General features: G+C 40.0%; 13 protein-coding genes and 3 pseudogenes. 4 read left to right on the forward strand and 12 right to left on the reverse strand.

Features of this window, described 5'->3' with window-relative positions; all coding sequences use genetic code 11:
* The first annotated feature begins 48 nt into the window (after positions 1-48).
* The gene (gene gltC / locus CHH91_RS07150; RefSeq protein WP_095222756.1) at positions 49-951 is read left to right on the forward strand and encodes a glutamate biosynthesis transcriptional regulator GltC; all 903 of its coding nucleotides are present in this window, start codon (positions 49-51) and stop codon (positions 949-951) included.
* A 33-nt stretch (positions 952-984) separates the two neighbouring features.
* Here the strand turns inward: gltC and CHH91_RS07155 are convergent, their stop codons facing one another.
* Positions 985-1,872 carry a 5'-3' exonuclease gene (locus CHH91_RS07155; RefSeq protein WP_095222757.1) on the reverse strand — a complete coding sequence of 296 codons (888 nt, stop codon included), beginning with the start codon at positions 1,870-1,872 and terminating at the stop codon, positions 985-987.
* Positions 1,873-1,984: 112 nt separating this feature from the next.
* On the opposite strand from CHH91_RS07155, the gene msrA reads away from it, so the two are divergent.
* Positions 1,985-2,515, forward strand: coding sequence for a peptide-methionine (S)-S-oxide reductase MsrA (gene msrA / locus CHH91_RS07160; protein WP_095222758.1), 531 nt, complete (start codon positions 1,985-1,987; stop codon positions 2,513-2,515).
* Positions 2,516-2,554: 39 nt separating this feature from the next.
* On the opposite strand, the pseudogene CHH91_RS07165 reads toward msrA, so the two are convergent.
* The 6 genes and pseudogenes from CHH91_RS07165 to CHH91_RS07190 all read right to left on the reverse strand — a co-directional run bounded on the left by CHH91_RS07165 (position 2,555) and on the right by CHH91_RS07190 (position 7,417).
* A pseudogene (locus CHH91_RS07165) lies at positions 2,555-3,558 on the reverse strand (LLM class flavin-dependent oxidoreductase).
* Positions 3,559-3,755: 197 nt separating this feature from the next.
* Entirely contained in the window at positions 3,756-4,388 is a 633-nt protein-coding gene (locus CHH91_RS07170) for a type 1 glutamine amidotransferase family protein (protein ID WP_095222759.1), read from the reverse strand.
* Positions 4,389-4,460: 72 nt separating this feature from the next.
* Entirely contained in the window at positions 4,461-5,423 is a 963-nt protein-coding gene (locus CHH91_RS07175; protein WP_095222760.1) for a helix-turn-helix transcriptional regulator, read from the reverse strand.
* Positions 5,424-5,481: 58 nt separating this feature from the next.
* A pseudogene (locus CHH91_RS07180) lies at positions 5,482-5,571 on the reverse strand (helix-turn-helix domain-containing protein); the annotation flags it as partial.
* A 26-nt stretch (positions 5,572-5,597) separates the two neighbouring features.
* On the reverse strand, positions 5,598-6,149 hold the full coding sequence (locus tag CHH91_RS07185) for a GNAT family N-acetyltransferase (RefSeq protein WP_095222761.1): 552 nt from the start codon (positions 6,147-6,149) through the stop codon (positions 5,598-5,600).
* Between the two features lie 305 nt (positions 6,150-6,454).
* On the reverse strand, positions 6,455-7,417 hold the full coding sequence (locus CHH91_RS07190; protein ID WP_095222762.1) for a TRM11 family SAM-dependent methyltransferase: 963 nt from the start codon (positions 7,415-7,417) through the stop codon (positions 6,455-6,457).
* 134 nt (positions 7,418-7,551) lie between these two features.
* On the opposite strand from CHH91_RS07190, the gene CHH91_RS07195 reads away from it, so the two are divergent.
* Positions 7,552-8,724: a trans-sulfuration enzyme family protein gene (locus CHH91_RS07195; protein WP_095222763.1), complete on the forward strand. Its 1,173-nt coding sequence runs from the start codon at positions 7,552-7,554 to the stop codon at positions 8,722-8,724.
* Positions 8,725-9,223: 499 nt separating this feature from the next.
* Here CHH91_RS07195 and xylB read toward each other — a convergent pair whose 3' ends face one another.
* From xylB to xylF, 5 genes are all read right to left on the reverse strand, one after another.
* Complete coding sequence (gene xylB / locus CHH91_RS07200) at positions 9,224-10,723, reverse strand: xylulokinase (RefSeq protein WP_095222764.1); 1,500 nt, start codon at positions 10,721-10,723, stop codon at positions 9,224-9,226.
* A 77-nt stretch (positions 10,724-10,800) separates the two neighbouring features.
* Positions 10,801-12,123 carry a xylose isomerase gene (xylA, locus tag CHH91_RS07205; protein WP_095222765.1) on the reverse strand — a complete coding sequence of 441 codons (1,323 nt, stop codon included), beginning with the start codon at positions 12,121-12,123 and terminating at the stop codon, positions 10,801-10,803.
* Positions 12,124-12,138: 15 nt separating this feature from the next.
* On the reverse strand, positions 12,139-13,305 hold the full coding sequence (locus CHH91_RS07210) for a sugar ABC transporter permease (RefSeq protein WP_095222766.1): 1,167 nt from the start codon (positions 13,303-13,305) through the stop codon (positions 12,139-12,141).
* Positions 13,280-14,815 (reverse strand): xylose ABC transporter ATP-binding protein, encoded by a 1,536-nt coding sequence (locus CHH91_RS07215; RefSeq protein WP_095222767.1) that lies wholly within the window; start codon positions 14,813-14,815, stop codon positions 13,280-13,282. Before CHH91_RS07215 ends, CHH91_RS07210 begins: the two co-directional genes overlap by 26 nt.
* A 129-nt stretch (positions 14,816-14,944) precedes the next feature.
* Positions 14,945-15,991 carry a D-xylose ABC transporter substrate-binding protein gene (xylF, locus tag CHH91_RS07220; RefSeq protein ID WP_095222818.1) on the reverse strand — a complete coding sequence of 349 codons (1,047 nt, stop codon included), beginning with the start codon at positions 15,989-15,991 and terminating at the stop codon, positions 14,945-14,947.
* 251 nt (positions 15,992-16,242) lie between these two features.
* Between xylF and CHH91_RS21200 the strand changes: the two are divergent.
* A pseudogene (locus CHH91_RS21200) lies at positions 16,243-16,512 on the forward strand (YesL family protein); the annotation flags it as partial.
* Between the last annotated feature and the right edge of the window lie 9 nt (positions 16,513-16,521).

The following is a 16,521-nucleotide window of genomic DNA, read 5'->3' on the forward strand; positions in this document are numbered from 1 at the left end:
ATTTAGATAGAATCAATCTCATTTTGAGATAGATCGGAGGATTATAGCATGGAATTGCGTCAACTGCGCTATTTTATCGAGGTTGCCAAGCGGGAGCATATGTCTGAAGCAGCTGAATATTTACTTGTTGCTCAGTCCGCCATCAGCCGCCAAATCAGTAATTTAGAGGATGAACTTGGAGTGGATCTGTTTGAACGGGAAGGCAGAAATGTCAAACTGACTAAAATCGGACGCACCTTCCTCTCTCATATTGAAACAGCTATGCAAGCAATCGATTATGCCAAAAAGCAAATAGACGAACATTTGGATCCGGAGCGCGGGTCTATCAAAATCGGCTTTCCAACGAGCTTGGCTGGGCAGCTTTTGCCGACAGTTATCTATTCATTCAAAGAAGCTTATCCGAATATCCAGTTCCAGCTACGCCAAGGAACGTATCAATTTCTGATTGAACAAGTGTCCCGCGGTGATATCGATATTGCTTTTATTGGCCCTGTACCGAGGGATCACGATCGAATTGATGGAGAAATTCTGTTTACAGAGAGCTTTTCAGCCCTCGTTCCAGTCGCTCACCGATTTGCTGAACGGGAGCAGCTGCATCTGAAGGATTTGCAGAGCGAGCAGTTCGTACTTTTCCCTGAAGGTTATAAACTGCGCCAGCTTGTGATGGATGGATGCAAAAAAGCTGGATTTGTACCGACTGTATCATCAGAAGGTGAAGATCTGGACGCTATAAAAGGACTCGTTGCAGCCGGCATCGGCATCACTATTTTGCCGGAAAGTACATTCTATGATGCTACGCCCAGGATGACTGCGAAAATTCCAATTACGTTTCCCGAAGTAAGGAGATCGGTCGGTGTCATCATGCCGCGAGAAAGACAAGTAGCGCCGTCCGAAAGGTTATTCTACGAATTTGTCCGGGAATTCTTTTCCCGTTTACAGCAATTCAGATGAAAAAAGCGACTGTGCGTTATGCACAATCGCTTTTTAATTTGCCAGCTGGTCAGCAGCACGCAATAAACGGCTTAGCTTTGTCAGTTCAAATTCCTCAAGCATGGCCTGTTTCTGCTTCTCATCTACGGACCAAACAGCATCTTCAAGTTCACAGCTGATGGGAACCTCGCAATGGATAGCAGCAAGCTTCCTGCTCAAATGCAGGTTATCCAAATCAGATTCGATTTTCTTCCGTACTCCTGCTGGAAGTTCCTCCAGGTTCTCAAGCAGCTTATCGATATTTTCATATTGAGTCAGCAGTTTGATAGCAGTCTTTTCACCAATACCCTTGACTCCAGGATAGTTATCGGAGCTATCCCCCATCAAACCTTTCATATCGATGATCTGCGCTGGTGTCAGTCCCTTTTGTTCGAAAAAGCTTGTTTCCTGGAATATTTCGTAGTTGCCTTCACCTTTTCGCATAATCGCAACATCGATATTCGGCCGGACGAGCTGCAGCATATCCTGATCACCCGTAAGAACGGTAACCTGATGTCCTTCTGCCGCATAAAGGCTGGCCAATGTACCGATGCAGTCATCTGCTTCATAGTTTTTCAATCCGATATTCGGGATACCATATCCAGCTGCAACCTGCTTCACTGCTTCAAATTGTGGAATCAGTTCAACAGGCGGTGCCTCACGATTCCCTTTGTACGTATCCAGCATTTCGCTGCGGAATGTCTTTGAACCCATATCCCAGCAAGCAGCAACATGTGTCGGTTCAAAATGTTCGACAGCAGCAGCCAAATGACGGATAAAGCCATGCAAGCCATTTGTCGGCATACCTTTTGAATTGATCATAAAATAATTTCGGTAAGCAGTAGCATGAAATGCGCGGAACAAAATCGCCATGCCATCTATTAGTAAAATATGATTTTTCATAACAAGTTTCACTGTCTCCTTTTTTCTTTCATCCTTATAGTTTAACATACTAGTACAAGTTTTATATATAGGGTAAAATAAGTCATATTGCACCAGGGAGGAGCTATTAACTATGACAACAAACTTTGCCAAAGCTACATTCGCAGGAGGATGCTTCTGGTGTATGGTGAAGCCTTTTGATCAATGGGATGGTGTCGAATCCGTCATCTCCGGTTATACAGGCGGACACGTCGAAAATCCGACATACGAACAAGTGAAAACAGGTACGACAGGACATTATGAAGCTGTTGAAATTACGTATGATCCTACAAAAATAACATATCAACAAATACTGGACCTATATTGGCCGCAAATCGACCCTACCGATGCAGGCGGACAGTTCCAAGATCGCGGTGACCAATACCGTACAGCTATCTTCTATCACGATGACGTACAGGAAGAACTAGCCCAATTCTCGAAGAAAGCACTTGAAGAAAGCGGCAAGTTCAAGCAGCCGATCGTAACGGAAATTTTGCCGGCAGCTGTTTTCTACCCTGCTGAGGACTATCATCAGGACTTCTATAAGAAAGAAAAAGAAGCTTACGAGGAAGACCGTGCTAAATCCGGACGTGATGAATTCATAGAGGAACATTGGAACAAATAAAAGGAGCGAGTTATTCGCTCCTTGTTTAAAACAATTAGTTTACATAATAATATTATGGTCTACCTCTTGTTTTATAAGTTCATATGATTTCCATTTGGCTTCTTTATCGTAGATATTTGTAATCAACATGAACTCATCTGCCTCATATTGCTTTTTAAGCCTTTCAAGTTCCTTCCTTACCTTTTCTGGAGTTCCGATGACACAACGCTTGCGGTTTTGCTGGATTGTTTCTTTATCCTCTTCTGTCAGCTGGCGTTTGTTAATGAGTTCCGGAGATGGTACTTGTGTATCTCGTCCTTTTCCGACACTCAGCAGCCAATGATCCTGACTCTCGGCTAACTGTCCGCCTTTTCTTCTGTTTCAGCACATACGACAAATATACAAACGATGCCATATGGCTTTTCCCTCGTGACAGACGGACGGAATGCTTCCTTATATACAGGCATAGCATTCGGTTTAGCAGGACTGATGAAATGGCCGAACACATAGCCGATACCCAATTCACCTGCTCGCTTGGCACTTCCCTCTGACAAACCAAGCACCCATAATGGTGCCGGCTCGCTGACACGCGGGGAAGCTTTTACCGAACGATAAGGATGCTCGCGTGGGAGGGCATTATAAAGGAAACCTTGCAGCTCCGCAAGCTTTCTCGGGAATTCGCCCATCCCGCTTTCTGCTCCGTCTGCTAAAGCACTCCGGGTCTGTTCCGTTCCGCCAGGCGAACGCCCAACTCCAAGATCCACTCGACCTGGAAAAAGTCCAGCTATTGTATGAAATGTTTCCGCCACTTTCAGTGGGCTGTACTGCGGCAGCAGCACGCCGCCTGTCCCTACTTTTATTGTATTTGTCGCACTGGCAATCCTCGTAGCCATGATTTCAGGTGCGACGCTCACTAAACCATTTGTATTATGATGCTCCGCAAACCAGTATCGCTCATAACCTAATCTTTCAGCATGCAGAGCCAATTCCACGCTTTCCTGCAATGCCTCCTCAGGCGTTGAACCTCTCCTGATCGGTGCCTGATCTAGTACGCTAAGCTTCATGCGCCCACCTCTTCTCTGCTCTTCTTCTATTTATTTTAGGGAAAGTGATGGGAAGCATACAAGATATTCGCTCAGTAACGCAAAAATACTTTTGGGGTAGCGTCAGGAAATGCGAATTTACCGCGATAAGGAAATTCCAAATTAAAAAGCTCAACTTCTCTACAAATCAAATAAGAAAATTGAGCTTTTCAGTTACTTCATTTATTTATTGAATTCATTAACTGGAAGAAGTATTCAGGATTATGAGTCTTATTTAGGTTATACCATGAATGTAATGTATCTGATGCAAATACATCTATTATTTTCAGTACCTCCATTGCAAACTCCAGAGGAGCAGTTCCTGATGCAGTAACTAAATTCGCATCAGATACCGCAGATCCCAACTCATAGAGCTTTTCTCCTTTATAGTTAGGACATACCATTTTAGTATATTCTAAGTTATTACTTGTATGCTTTCTAGTATCTAGGTATCCCATATTCGCGAGGCCCTCAGTTGCACCACAAATTGCAGCAACAATAGTGCCAAGCTTCAAAGCTTGGCCAATTCTTTCCAAGATAGGTTGATGAGTTTTTTCACTCCAAGTAGTACCTCCTGGTAAAATTAAAAGATCTTTACTCTCAAAAGTGCATTCATCAAGGGAAATATCTGGTTTTATGCTCAGTCCTCCCATAGTAGTAATCATTTCCTTATTAGCTCCCACTGTCATTACTTTAAGAGGCGCTAAATCTTTTCTGAAATATCTTCCTGAGTTTAGTTCAGCAATTAAATATCCATATTCCCAGTCCGACATGGTATTAAATACATATAGAAAAACTTTTTTTGTTTGCATCCCATACTCTCCAATCACAATTGATACAGCTATTATAATAAAACTACCCTGACAGTTAGCGTCAGGGTAGTATCATACTTGATGAAATTTTATTAATTCCGACAGAACTTCAATTAGTCTTTTCTTAAGACTTATAGGCTCCATAACTTTAATAGATTTATTGTACGGTAAAAGTAAATAAGGTATATATGTATGTATCAAATCTTTTTCAAGAAAAAATACTGCTTTATTTGAAGTCCGTTCTTGTAAATAATGTCCTAAAAACCAATGTTGGCAAATATCATCCAATACACTTTTTTCCCCGTTAATAACCAAAGAAATAATCCCCTCCTTATCTTCTATAGTTGGAAGAAGATTTTTCATAAAAAAGTCACGTGCCGAGAAATTTTCTGGCTGATTAAAGTTATTTTCGGTTCGCATTAGATTTTCAATTCGATCTACTCTAAAACTACGAATTTCATTCCTAAGATGACAAAATCCAATCACATACCACTTATTATTCCAATAGATAATTCTGTACGGATCGACTAATCTATGATTTAATTGCTTTTCGCCACTTTTATGGTAAAGAATTTTTACTGAATACCCGTCAGTTAAGGCCTGCTCCAACTCCTTCAATAAAGATTCCATAGAGAGAGAGCTTAATCGGCTTATTACTTCAAGACTAGTTAAATGTTGGTTTATCTTTGTTTCCTGCTCTTGATTAGAGTATTTACTTAGTTTTGAAATGGCCCTATTTAGTGCTTCACCTCCATAGTATCCGGCTTCTTCTGCAAAAACAGCAGCGTGAAATAGTGAAGTTTGCTCCTCAAAATCAAAATAAAGAGGCGCCTCAATAAAATTGTTCAATAAAGTGTATCCCCCGTTATGTCCTGGTTCTGAAATTATAGGTACGCCACTTGTAGATAATGTGTCAATATAACGATACACGCTCCTTATATTCATCTCTAACTTTTCTGAGATTTGTTTTGCTGTAATTTTTTCACCTGAACGAAGCATCCATAGAATTGCTAACATATTGTCAATTTTAGGCATATGATTCCACCTGTCTATGAAATTTAGTTTCTTTATTTCCGATTTTTGGTATAACTCATCAACTGTTCCTTGCCGTTAGCTTTCTATAAAAGGTAGCCCTAGCCACATTTGTAATTTCACATATTTGATTTACAGTCATATCTCCCTCTTGCCAAATCATGGAATGGAATTGACTTACTCTACTATTTTTCGTTCTAAAGTATCCTCTAACAAGGACCAGGCTTCATGACAGCTCGGTCCTGTTATATAGGGTCTAAATCCATAATTCAAGTACATATTAACCGCTTGGTAACTTGTTGTTTGCGAAGTAAGGTAGGCCTTTGAATGATAGTTGGCCAAGATATTCATAGCTGCACTTAGTAAAGGTTTGGATAGTTTTTTTCCTTGGTATGCAGGAAGAATTCCCACCCAATGAATTCTCCCTAATACTTCTCCATCGTCCTTTAAGTTGCCATACCATGCCGTTGTTGTTCCAATCACTTCTCCATGCTCATTCTCGATGAACACACATCTATTCATCATTTCATTAATATATGGTCCAAATTCTTTATGAAAGTGCTCTAGTGCAGAGTCTTGATTTTCAAATTCATCTACACTTGCTTCCACACGTGCCCAATGATGCTCGTCACCTTTCTCAAATAATCTAATACGAAATCCATCTGGAAGCGCGTACTGCGGGATATCCACCAAATCTTCTCTCACCATACGAAGTGAAATTCTCTTCATTTAAGTCAGCTCCTTTTATAATTCTATTTTTTGTCCATCTAGTCTTAAGTCTGCAGCGGTTCCTTTCACTAATTCATTCATGTATTCCATAATAGAAGTGCTTAATCTCGAACCATTTTTCTATAAATTTATCTGTAGATGCATTTCTATTACCTGATCCAGTAACTATTGCGCTCCCCCTCCGTTTGTATTCGCTTTCAATTTTACCTCTCCAGTAAAATTGGAGCATAATTCCATTAGTTTTACTGGTTTTATAAAATAATGATAGAAGCAGCTAATAATTAAGTATCTCAACGCAAAAAGCTTCATTCACACACTACTACCTGCCTGGAAAACAATGCCTTCAATCCCTTATTAGCAACACATCGATCCATGATCGTAAAGCCTGCTTTCAAAATCATCTCGTCCATATCTTCAATAGTTAGAATGACCACTCTGTCGGCAATCCTTCTGGCATGCTTAATGATGGTGTACTGTTCTTCCGCTGTTGCACGGGAATAAAGATTATATGGCATATCAATAATCGCGACGTCATAGTGCCCTTCTTGCTCGGCAATATCTTGAACTGCCACTTCCCCATGATAGTCAAAGTGGGCAATATTTTCCCGAGCTCCCTTAACCGCAAGAGGATTGCGATCCGCTCCAGTTATGGTTATCCCCATCGAGAGTGCTTCCACCAGGACTGTGCCGATTCCACAGCAAGGATCGATCACACTAACATCTGCCGGGTCTGGAACTGCAATATTCACAACCGCTCTGGCTAGACGTGTACTTAGAGCTGTCGAGTACTCCTGCGGCTTTTTAGCATGATGCAGCCAGACTGATTCACTCTCGGCATAACTGCCGAAATACCAGCGTCCTTCAAAAGGAATAATTCCAAACAGAACATCAGGGTTTCGCATTTCTGCCTTGCCCATGATATTCCACCCGACTTTCTTCTCGATTGCCCGCTGTTCTTCAAATTCTATTTTCCGGTCGCTAGGCAGGTCATTTACTTTAATATAAAGCACCTTGAACGTCTTATTACCAAGCTCTATCTGGTTTACTCGTTTGCTGATCTCTTCAACTGAATCCCCAGAATAAAGAATGGTAAGTCTTCCTTTAATAAACGGACTTCTGCTTGGTTCAATCATAGTTGTACTTTTGATAAGATTGTCTGATTCTTGTCCAAAAAGCTCTCTTTGCTCTAGTCTGCAGAGTGAACCTTCCTCCAGACCCTTTGTATATACATATAAATATTCATTTGTTTCGATACTTCGATTTTCCATGCTTTAAGCCTTTCTTTAAGCCTGTATTCTTGTTAAAAACCCATTATACCAAAAGAAAAGGAATCAACTTAAAAAGTATGAAAAATAATAAAATCCACATAATGAAAACTAGACAAACTCTAGGAGAGTAATCAATGGCAAATAATGAGGAAAGATTGAAGGATATCGAAATATGCATGCATTATGGCGAGGACCCGGAAATCTATAATGGTGCAGTTATTCCACCGACATTTGGTAACACCCTGTTCGTTTACCCGACCTTTGAAGAATTGGGAAACGCAGTGTCGAGGGAACAAGATCATTTTGTTTATACACGTGGAACTAACCCTACCGTGCATATAGCAGAGCGGAAACTAGCTGAACTGGAACGCGGTGAAGCTTGTAAATGCTTAGCATCGGGAATGGCTGCCATTAGTGCTGCATTACTTAACAGTCTTAAAAGCGGTGATCATGTATTGTGTATCAGCAATGTCTACTTCTCTTCTATGGATTTCCTTACATATATGGAAAAGTTCAATGTATCGCACTCTGTTATATATTCCACAGACATTGCCGCCATTGAACAAGCATTGCTGCCTACTACAAAAGTAATCTATTTAGAATGCCCGACTGATCATAATTTCAGGCTGGTTGATTTAAAGGCGCTTGCCAGCTTGGCCAAAAACAAAGGAATTCGAACGATTATTGACAACACCTGGGCAACACCGCTCTTTCAAAAACCTTTAACACACGGCATTGACATCGTAGTACATTCGACATCGAAGTATTTAGGTGGACACAGCGATTTAATGGGAGGAGCCGTTATATCGAATAAGCAGATTATAAGTAAACTGTTCACCGATGAATTTATTTTATTTGGAGGAATAATGCCTCCTCAAGAAGCTTCCCAGCTGTTACGCAGCCTGCGAACTTTACCGATACGAATGGCAACACATGAAGCAAATGCGCTCAAAGTAGCGAAGTTCTTAGAATCTCATTCAGCTGTTGAGGCAGTTCATTATCCTGGACTGCCATCACACCCAGACTATGAATTGGGACAAAGACAACTAACAGGATACTCTGGATTATTAAGCTTTACGCTTAAGAATGCTACCTATGAGACGGTGAAAGAGGTTATAAATAAAGCAAAAGTATTCCAAATTGGCGTATCATGGGGTTCCTTTGAGAGCTTGATCATGTCTCCTAACTACGGAAATAATGCTGAACAGCTGAAAAAGGAGCATACCAGCACAGGGCTTATCCGGATATCTGTTGGGCAAGGCGATGCGGATGAGCTAATACAGGATTTGAAGCAAGCATTGGAATGAACAGCAGCCAATCCTAGTGTAGCTTGTATGTGTAATCTTCAGTGATCTGGTGATAAGTTGAATAATAGTATATTATTCAATGTATTCTTTTAATCATTTAGCATAGTTTAACTTCAAGTTCTCATTTCCGTTCGTTTCATACTTTGTGAGGGGATCAAACATAAGCATGTGAGGTATAATGGAATTTTCAAAAATAGCGCAATCATTGCTGTTATCGACGATTCGTATACCTTTGGTAATATAGGGTTTTGGAGTATGAGTAATGGAATCGTTGTTATCGTTTGCTCTATCATCGATAATAAAAGATTATTACTGGCGGATGCTTACTAATCCTTACTACTGCAACTGGAGTATATGCTTTTGCCGGACTATATTTAATACCAGGTACCATGGCTTTAGTAGCTGGTATCCATTTGTTAAGCAAAAGAAGTAGTTGATAAAAGGATTAAAAAGGCCAAGTCTACAATAGACTTGGCCAATACACGTTAGAGAAGTCCAGTTATGTTCTATAGGCTTTTAATTCTAAATTTAAACTCTTAGTTTTGGAATAAACTTGCTGGTAAATACTGAACAGCTTTTGGTATTTTTGAACATTAGCCTCTTTCGGTTTGAATTCCTTTATTCTTTCAATGAATACCTCGGCACATTCCTCGAGTGTCGCAAACCATTCAACTCCTACAGCTGCAAGCATTGCTGCGCCGACACCAGGACCTTGTTCACTCTTTAAACGGACAATATTAGCATCAAAAATATCCGCTTGCATTTGTAACCATTCATCATTTTTTGCACCGCCGCCAATCGAGATAATAGTATCAATAACATTGCCATTTTCCCGGAATATATGGATTGATTCATTAAGTGAAAAGGTGATTCCTTCCAGGATTGCCCTTACAAAATCCTTTATATTATGAGAAGCGTCCATTCCAATAAAACTACCTCGTATAACCGAATCAGCATAAGGAGTCCTCTCACCAGTAAGATAAGGTGTAAAAACTAAACCATTGGAACCTGCTGGAACAGTATCAATACCATCAAGTAAATCTTCAAAGTTATACTCCCTAGCGAATACCTCTTTAAACCAGGTTAGACTGTAACCTGCTGACAAAGTAACGCCCATCGTATAGAATGAGTCCTTTTTTCCGTGGTTAAAATAATGTACCCTTCCTTCAAAATCCGAATCAGAGTTGTCTTCATAAGACAAAATAACACCAGAAGTCCCAATAGAGCATAAGGTTTCTCCTCTTTTTAAGATACCAGAGCCAATTGCCCCGCAAGCGTTATCTGCCCCTCCTGCAAATACTCTGGTTGATTGGGATAAACCTGATTCAAAAGCAAAGGAGGGTGTTAATGTCCCTATGCATTCATGTGATTCTACAAGCGGAGGACATAAAGAAGAAGCAATACCTATATCGTCACAAATTTCGATACTCCATTTCTTTTCTTTTATATTCAATAAAAGTGTTCCAGCAGCATCTGAATAATCAGTAGCGAGATGTCCTGTCATACGATAACGCAGATAATCTTTGGGAAGCACGAAAGTCGATGCGTTCTTGAACAATTCAGGTTCATTTTCTTTCACCCATAATAATTTTGGCAGAGTGAATCCCTCAAGAGCTGGGTTTTTAGTTACAGTCAGCAATTTCTCCCTGCCTACTTTATTATAAATTTCCTGACATTGCTTAGTAGTACGCGTATCGTTCCATAATATGGCATCGCGAAGAACATTTCCTTCTTGGTCAAGTAAAACAAGTCCATGCATTTGACCGGAAAAACTGATACCTTCGATGTCTTCTATATTTCCATCAAATTTACTAAAGAGCCCTTTCAAAGCATTGACCGTCTTACTAACCCACTCCTCCGGATCCTGCTCACTATAACCAGACTTACGTTGAATTAACGGATAAGCAATTGTTTGTTCCAGACAAACTTTCCCTGATTTATTAACTAGCAGCGTTTTGACGGCACTAGTACCTAAATCAATTCCAATAACATATTTCAAGCCTGCTCCCCCTTTACGACATAATAGGATATACCAGAGTCAAGCTACAAATCATCTGGTATATCCCCATTTTTGCTCTATTTAGATAGAACGTTTAGTAGATATTGATTAATTGTTGCTTTTAACTGTTCCGTACGACCAGAAGTATTTGAAATTTCCCCTAATCCAAGTGCATACTCCTCCAGTTTATGGAAGTCTGTTTCGTTCTCCACTATCTGTTTTCCAATTCCACTTGCATAGCTGCTGTAACGAGATGAAATAAAATCTTCCAAAACTCGATCTTCTATTAGTTTTTGCGCTGTTTTTAAACCAATTGCAAAGCTGTCCATTCCAGCAATATGTGCGTGGAAAAGATCATCTGCTTCAAATGAACCACGTCGTACCTTCGCATCAAAGTTTAATCCACCTTTACCAAGCCCGCCGTTTTGCAAGATCTCATACATCGCTAACGTAGTAGTATATAAATCTGTTGGAAATTCATCTGTATCCCAACCAAGCAATGAATCACCTTGGTTTGCATCAACAGAACCCAACAATCCATTAATGCGCGCCACCCGCAGTTCATGTTCAAATGTATGACCTGCCAATGTGGCGTGATTTGCTTCGATATTAAATTTAAAATGATCCTGTAGATCATAATTTTGAAGGAAAGCTAAGCCAGTGGCTACATCAAAATCATATTGATGTTTGGTTGGCTCTTTTGGTTTCGGTTCAATCAAAAATTGTCCTGTAAAACCAATTTCTTTCGCATAATTGACAGCCATATGGAAGAAGCGCCCAAGATTGTCCTGCTCAAGCTTCATGTCTGTATTCAATAGCGTTTCATAACCTTCACGTCCACCCCAGAACACATAATTCTCTGCTCCTAGGTCCTTCGCAACTTCAAGCCCCTTCTTCACCTTGGCAGCGGAATAAGCATACACATCCGCATTAACAGCTGTTGCTGCTCCATGAACAAAGCGTGGATGTGTGAACATATTCGCTGTATTCCACAGAAGCTTTGTTTTACTAGTATTCATATATTCCTTTATCATGGAAACAATTGAATCCAGATTTTGATACGTTTCAGCAAGTGAATTTCCTTCAGGTGCAATATCTACGTCATGAAAACAAAAGAATGGTACATTCAGTTTTTCAAAGAACTCAAATGCAGCTTCAACACGAGCCTTAGCCAAGTCCATGCCGGAAAACTTATCCCACGGCCGCTGCATATTGCCGTCTCCAAATGGATCTGTGCCATCCATCGTCATGGTATGCCAATATGCAACACCAAACCGAAGTATCTCTTCCATCGTCTTGCCAGCAATTCTTTCCTCAGGATCATAAAACTTAAACGCTAAAGGATTAGTAGATGCAGCACCTTCGTATACAATTTTGTTAACGTTTTCAAAATAAGCCATCTTTATTGCCTCCTATTATTTTTTACTTGATATATCCACCCAAACTGCCAGAATGAGAATGAGACCCTTCACGATATATTGCCAAAACGCCTCTATATTCATAATGCTCATGCCATTATCGATACTAGCCATTATCAGAGCACCAATCAAAGCTCCAGTGATTCTTCCCTTTCCTCCCATAAGGCTTGTTCCTCCAATGACACAGGCAGCAATAGCATCCAATTCATACATATCACCTGCACTGACAGTTGCTGCATTCAATCTGCTTGTCAGCAAAATCCCACCTATGCCCGCCAAAGCTCCCATCGTGATGAATACCCAAAGTGTATTCCATTTAATATTGATACCTGATAGTGCAGCAGCTTCCTGATTTCCACCAATAGCATACACGTAACGACCGAATGCCGTTTTGTTTGATATAAAGATGAAAATCGCTGCCAGTACGATTACGATGAAGATAGGGACAGGTATTCCTAAGTAGCGATTTAACATATAGGTGGCAAGAAGAATAAAAAAGGAATATAACGATACTTTTCCATAATCTATGATGCCTGCAGGAATCACTAATCCTAACTGCTTCCGTTTAAAACGGTTTCTGTAAGTACCATAGATTAACAATGCAATACTGATCATCGCAAGGATGTATCCTAATACATATGGGAGATAGCTGTTTCCTATTTGTTTAAAACTTTCATTCATAGGAGCAACCGTTTGCCCTTTACTAATTCCAATCAGTATTCCTCTAAAAACCAGCATTCCACCCAAAGTTACAATAAAAGCAGGCACTGCCCGATATGCAACCCACCATCCTTGCCATAAACCTAGCAATGCTCCGGCAATCACAGTCACAATTATGACAGGTATTGTTCCCCATCCGTGCCAGACCTGCAATATAGCGGCAATCCCGCCAAGCAATCCGACCAAAGATCCAACCGACAAGTCAATATGACCTGCTACTATAATCAATGTCATTCCTATTGCCAGTACAGCTATCACTGACATTTGCGTGAATAAATTGGAAATATTTCTTGATGATAGAAACTCCCCACCGGTGAAGATACTAAAAATCACAGCAATCAATACTAATGCAATAATGAGTGTGTATGCTTGTAAGTCCAACTTAAAAGTTAATTTAGGTTGTTTTCCTGATTCACCTTTAGCCGATGGAAGTGGACTGTTCATTTTGCTTCCCTCCTGTGGCACAAGTCATGATTTTCTCTTGATTGGCATCGGCCCGTAGGAATTCACCTGTGATTTTCCCTTCAGACATAACGATAATTCGATCAGACATACCCATTACTTCAGGGAGTTCTGAAGAAATAATGACGATACCGACTCCTTCCTTGGCGAGTTCATTGATAATTTTATAGATTTCATACTTAGCTCCGACATCTATCCCTCTGGTAGGCTCATCAAGAATAAGTATCTTTGGATTGTTCATTAGCCATTTACTTAGTACTACTTTTTGCTGATTGCCGCCGCTTAACTGGCCAACCTTCGCTTCTAGATTAGGAGCTTTCAATTTCATTTTATCAGTTACCATGGTTGCATTTTTGACTTCCAATGCTGCATCGATCACTTTAAACTTCATTACTTTATTAAGAGCAGCAAGCGTTGTGTTCTTTGTAATTTCCATACCCAATACAAGCCCATATCGCTTCCGGTCTTCTGATACGTAGGCCATTCCGTGCTTAATGGCATTAGAAGGTTGGGTAATATTTTTCTTTGCCCCTTCTATTAGGATAGATCCCTTCTTCTTACCTTTCAAACCTCCAAACAAGCTAACGAACAATTCCGAACGTCCAGCCCCCATTAAACCCGAAAACCCTAGAATCTCTCCTCTTCGAAGGCGAAAAGACACATCTGAGATCAATTTTTTCCCTGATTCATCTGAAAAAGAGTAATCTATGACTTCCAAAACATTATCTCTTCCAATTGCATGCGGCTCATAAGGAAAAAGCTCTGTTAAGTCACGACCAACCATCTTGGATACAATTTTTTGTTCTGTCATATCCTTAATCAGTTCTGTACTAATAGTTTTTCCATCACGTAGAATGGTTACGGTATCAGCTAACTCTAAAACCTCTCCCAGTTTGTGAGAAATGTAGATACAAGTAACTCCTTGGTCCCGTAAGTCATTCAGTAAATTGATCAATACCTTTACATCACTTTCTGTTAGTGCAGCCGTCGGTTCGTCAAGAATCAATATCTCTGTTTTCTTTGTTAATGCTTTTGCAATTTCCACTAACTGTTGTTTTCCTACAGTCAAGTCACCTACTTTAACCTGAGGATCTATATTCAGACCGATTTCTGCTAGCTTTTTTTTAGCTTCAGAGTAAATTTTGTTCCAATTAACGATTTTTTGTCGCATTAGATCATGGCTAAGAAACAGATTTTCTGCTACCGACATCTCCTCCACTAGTGCTAGCTCCTGATAAATAATCCCTACCCCAGCTTCCTGAGATTCTTTAATTGACTTAAACTCTGCCTCCTTTCCATTAATATAGATTTGTCCACTATAACTATTGTGTGGATAGACTCCGCTGAGTATTTTCATTAATGTGGATTTTCCAGCGCCGTTTTCACCGCACAGTGCATGTATTTCTCCTTTTCTTACGGAAAATGTTATATTATCTAAAGCACGTACACCTGGGAACTCTTTTGTAATACCTTTCATTTCAAGTGCAAACATGCCTGGTGTCATCTCCTTAAGTCAGTTGTTTTATTGGGATGCCAGCAAGAGTTACCTATACAGCAGCAGAATCCCCCTTACCATCGATCTGAACTTCTCAGATATGATACAGATAACTCACGTGTTTTATTATGGAGATGCTGGTCGCTCACTTTCCGGGACGTTTTTGTACACATCATCAAATGTGTGGAATCCATCATTGATAACAGTTTCTACCAAGTTATCTTTATTTACTTGAATTGGATCTAGTTTGATGAATGGCACATCCTTTGTTCCATTATTAATGCTGGAATCAGCTGTTACTTCTTCTCCCTTTGCAAGCTGCACTGCTACTTCAGCACTCTTTGTTGCTATCTCTTTAATAGGCTTATAGATAGTCATTGTTTGTGTACCTTCTGCAATTCGCTGTACTCCAGCTAGATCGGCATCCTGACCCGATATGGCAACTTTACCGTCCAGTCCCTGAGCTTCAAGTGCCTGAATCGCACCACCAGCAGTACTGTCATTGGAAGCGACAACAGCGTCTATTTCATTTTTATTAGCAGTCAATGCGTTCTCCATGATTTTTAGAGCTTCATTGGCATCCCAGTTCTTAGCCCATTGGTCACCTACAACTTCAATCTCCCCACTATCAACTAACGGCTGCAGGATATTCATCTGACCTTCTCTGAATAACTTGGCATTATTGTCAGTAGGAGAACCTCCCATTAAGAAGTACTTACCTGTTGGAACCTGTTCCACCAGATATTCTGCCTGCATTTCTCCTACACGTACATTATCAAAAGAGACATACGCATCTATATCAGTACCATTAATTAATCGATCATAAGAAAGTACAGAGATTCCTTCTGCTTTAGCCTGATCAACAACTGTGGAAAGAGAGTCTGAATTGATTGCAATGATTACAAGTGCATCAATATCTTGAGACAGCATATTTTGAATCTGTGAAAGCTGCTTAGCTTCGTCTCCATCAGCTGATTGTACAAGAACTTCCGCACCAAGTTCTTCAGCCTTCTCCACAAAAAAGTCACGATCGTGCTGCCAACGCTCAAGCGTTAAGTCGGAAACAGACAAGCCAATCTTTAATCCATTATCACCGTTATTTTGACCCATACTATTGTTAGCGCTTTCATTTCCTGCATCTTGACCACAGGCAGACAAAATCATTACAAGCATACCGATTAGCAATAATGATAGTAAGCCCTTACATTTTTTCACGTTATTTAAGCCTCCCCTTCTCTGCTTATTTCATTTCCATTTGATGATATCACTGAAAACTTAGTTTGTCTAGACGATAAACTAAGTTTTTTCTGATTTCCCAACTCATAATTATTCGTCAGATAATCATATACTTTAGTATTTTTTTATTTTATAATGTAAGTGCTTTCATAACCTTAAAACTAACTAGAATAAGGGAGGGTATTGCATTGAATAGATTCAGCAGTTCCTTATATCAACTATTTGAATGGATCACTCGCTTTGCATATCTGAATGTTCTATGGATACTATTTACAATTGCCGGTGGGTTTATCTTTGGCTTTTTCCCTTCTACTATCGCAATGTTTACAATCATTAGAGATTGGTTAAAAGGAGAATCGGGTTCTGCTTTATTCCCTTCTTTTTGGACATATTTCAGAAGGGAATTTTGGAAAAGCAACCGATTAGGGGTTTTTGTTACAGGGCTTTCTATTATCATTGTTATTGAT

Source organism: Virgibacillus sp. 7505 (assembly GCF_002272135.1).
Lineage (GTDB): Bacteria > Bacillota > Bacilli > Bacillales > Amphibacillaceae > Terribacillus.

Bases quoted from the DNA above. Each gene is read 5' to 3' on its own strand.
- gltC (WP_095222756.1), top strand. From the start codon at position 49: ATGGAATTGCGTCAACTGCGCTATTTTATCGAGGTTGCCAAGCGGGAG.
- CHH91_RS07155 (WP_095222757.1), bottom strand. From the start codon at position 1,872: ATGAAAAATCATATTTTACTAATAGATGGCATGGCGATTTTGTTCCGC.
- msrA (WP_095222758.1), top strand. From the start codon at position 1,985: ATGACAACAAACTTTGCCAAAGCTACATTCGCAGGAGGATGCTTCTGG.
- CHH91_RS07170 (WP_095222759.1), bottom strand. From the start codon at position 4,388: ATGCAAACAAAAAAAGTTTTTCTATATGTATTTAATACCATGTCGGAC.
- CHH91_RS07175 (WP_095222760.1), bottom strand. From the start codon at position 5,423: ATGCCTAAAATTGACAATATGTTAGCAATTCTATGGATGCTTCGTTCA.
- CHH91_RS07185 (WP_095222761.1), bottom strand. From the start codon at position 6,149: ATGAAGAGAATTTCACTTCGTATGGTGAGAGAAGATTTGGTGGATATC.
- CHH91_RS07190 (WP_095222762.1), bottom strand. From the start codon at position 7,417: ATGGAAAATCGAAGTATCGAAACAAATGAATATTTATATGTATATACA.
- CHH91_RS07195 (WP_095222763.1), top strand. From the start codon at position 7,552: ATGGCAAATAATGAGGAAAGATTGAAGGATATCGAAATATGCATGCAT.
- xylA (WP_095222765.1), bottom strand. From the start codon at position 12,123: ATGGCTTATTTTGAAAACGTTAACAAAATTGTATACGAAGGTGCTGCA.
- CHH91_RS07210 (WP_095222766.1), bottom strand. From the start codon at position 13,305: ATGAACAGTCCACTTCCATCGGCTAAAGGTGAATCAGGAAAACAACCT.
- CHH91_RS07215 (WP_095222767.1), bottom strand. From the start codon at position 14,815: ATGTTTGCACTTGAAATGAAAGGTATTACAAAAGAGTTCCCAGGTGTA.
- xylF (WP_095222818.1), bottom strand. From the start codon at position 15,991: ATGCTTGTAATGATTTTGTCTGCCTGTGGTCAAGATGCAGGAAATGAA.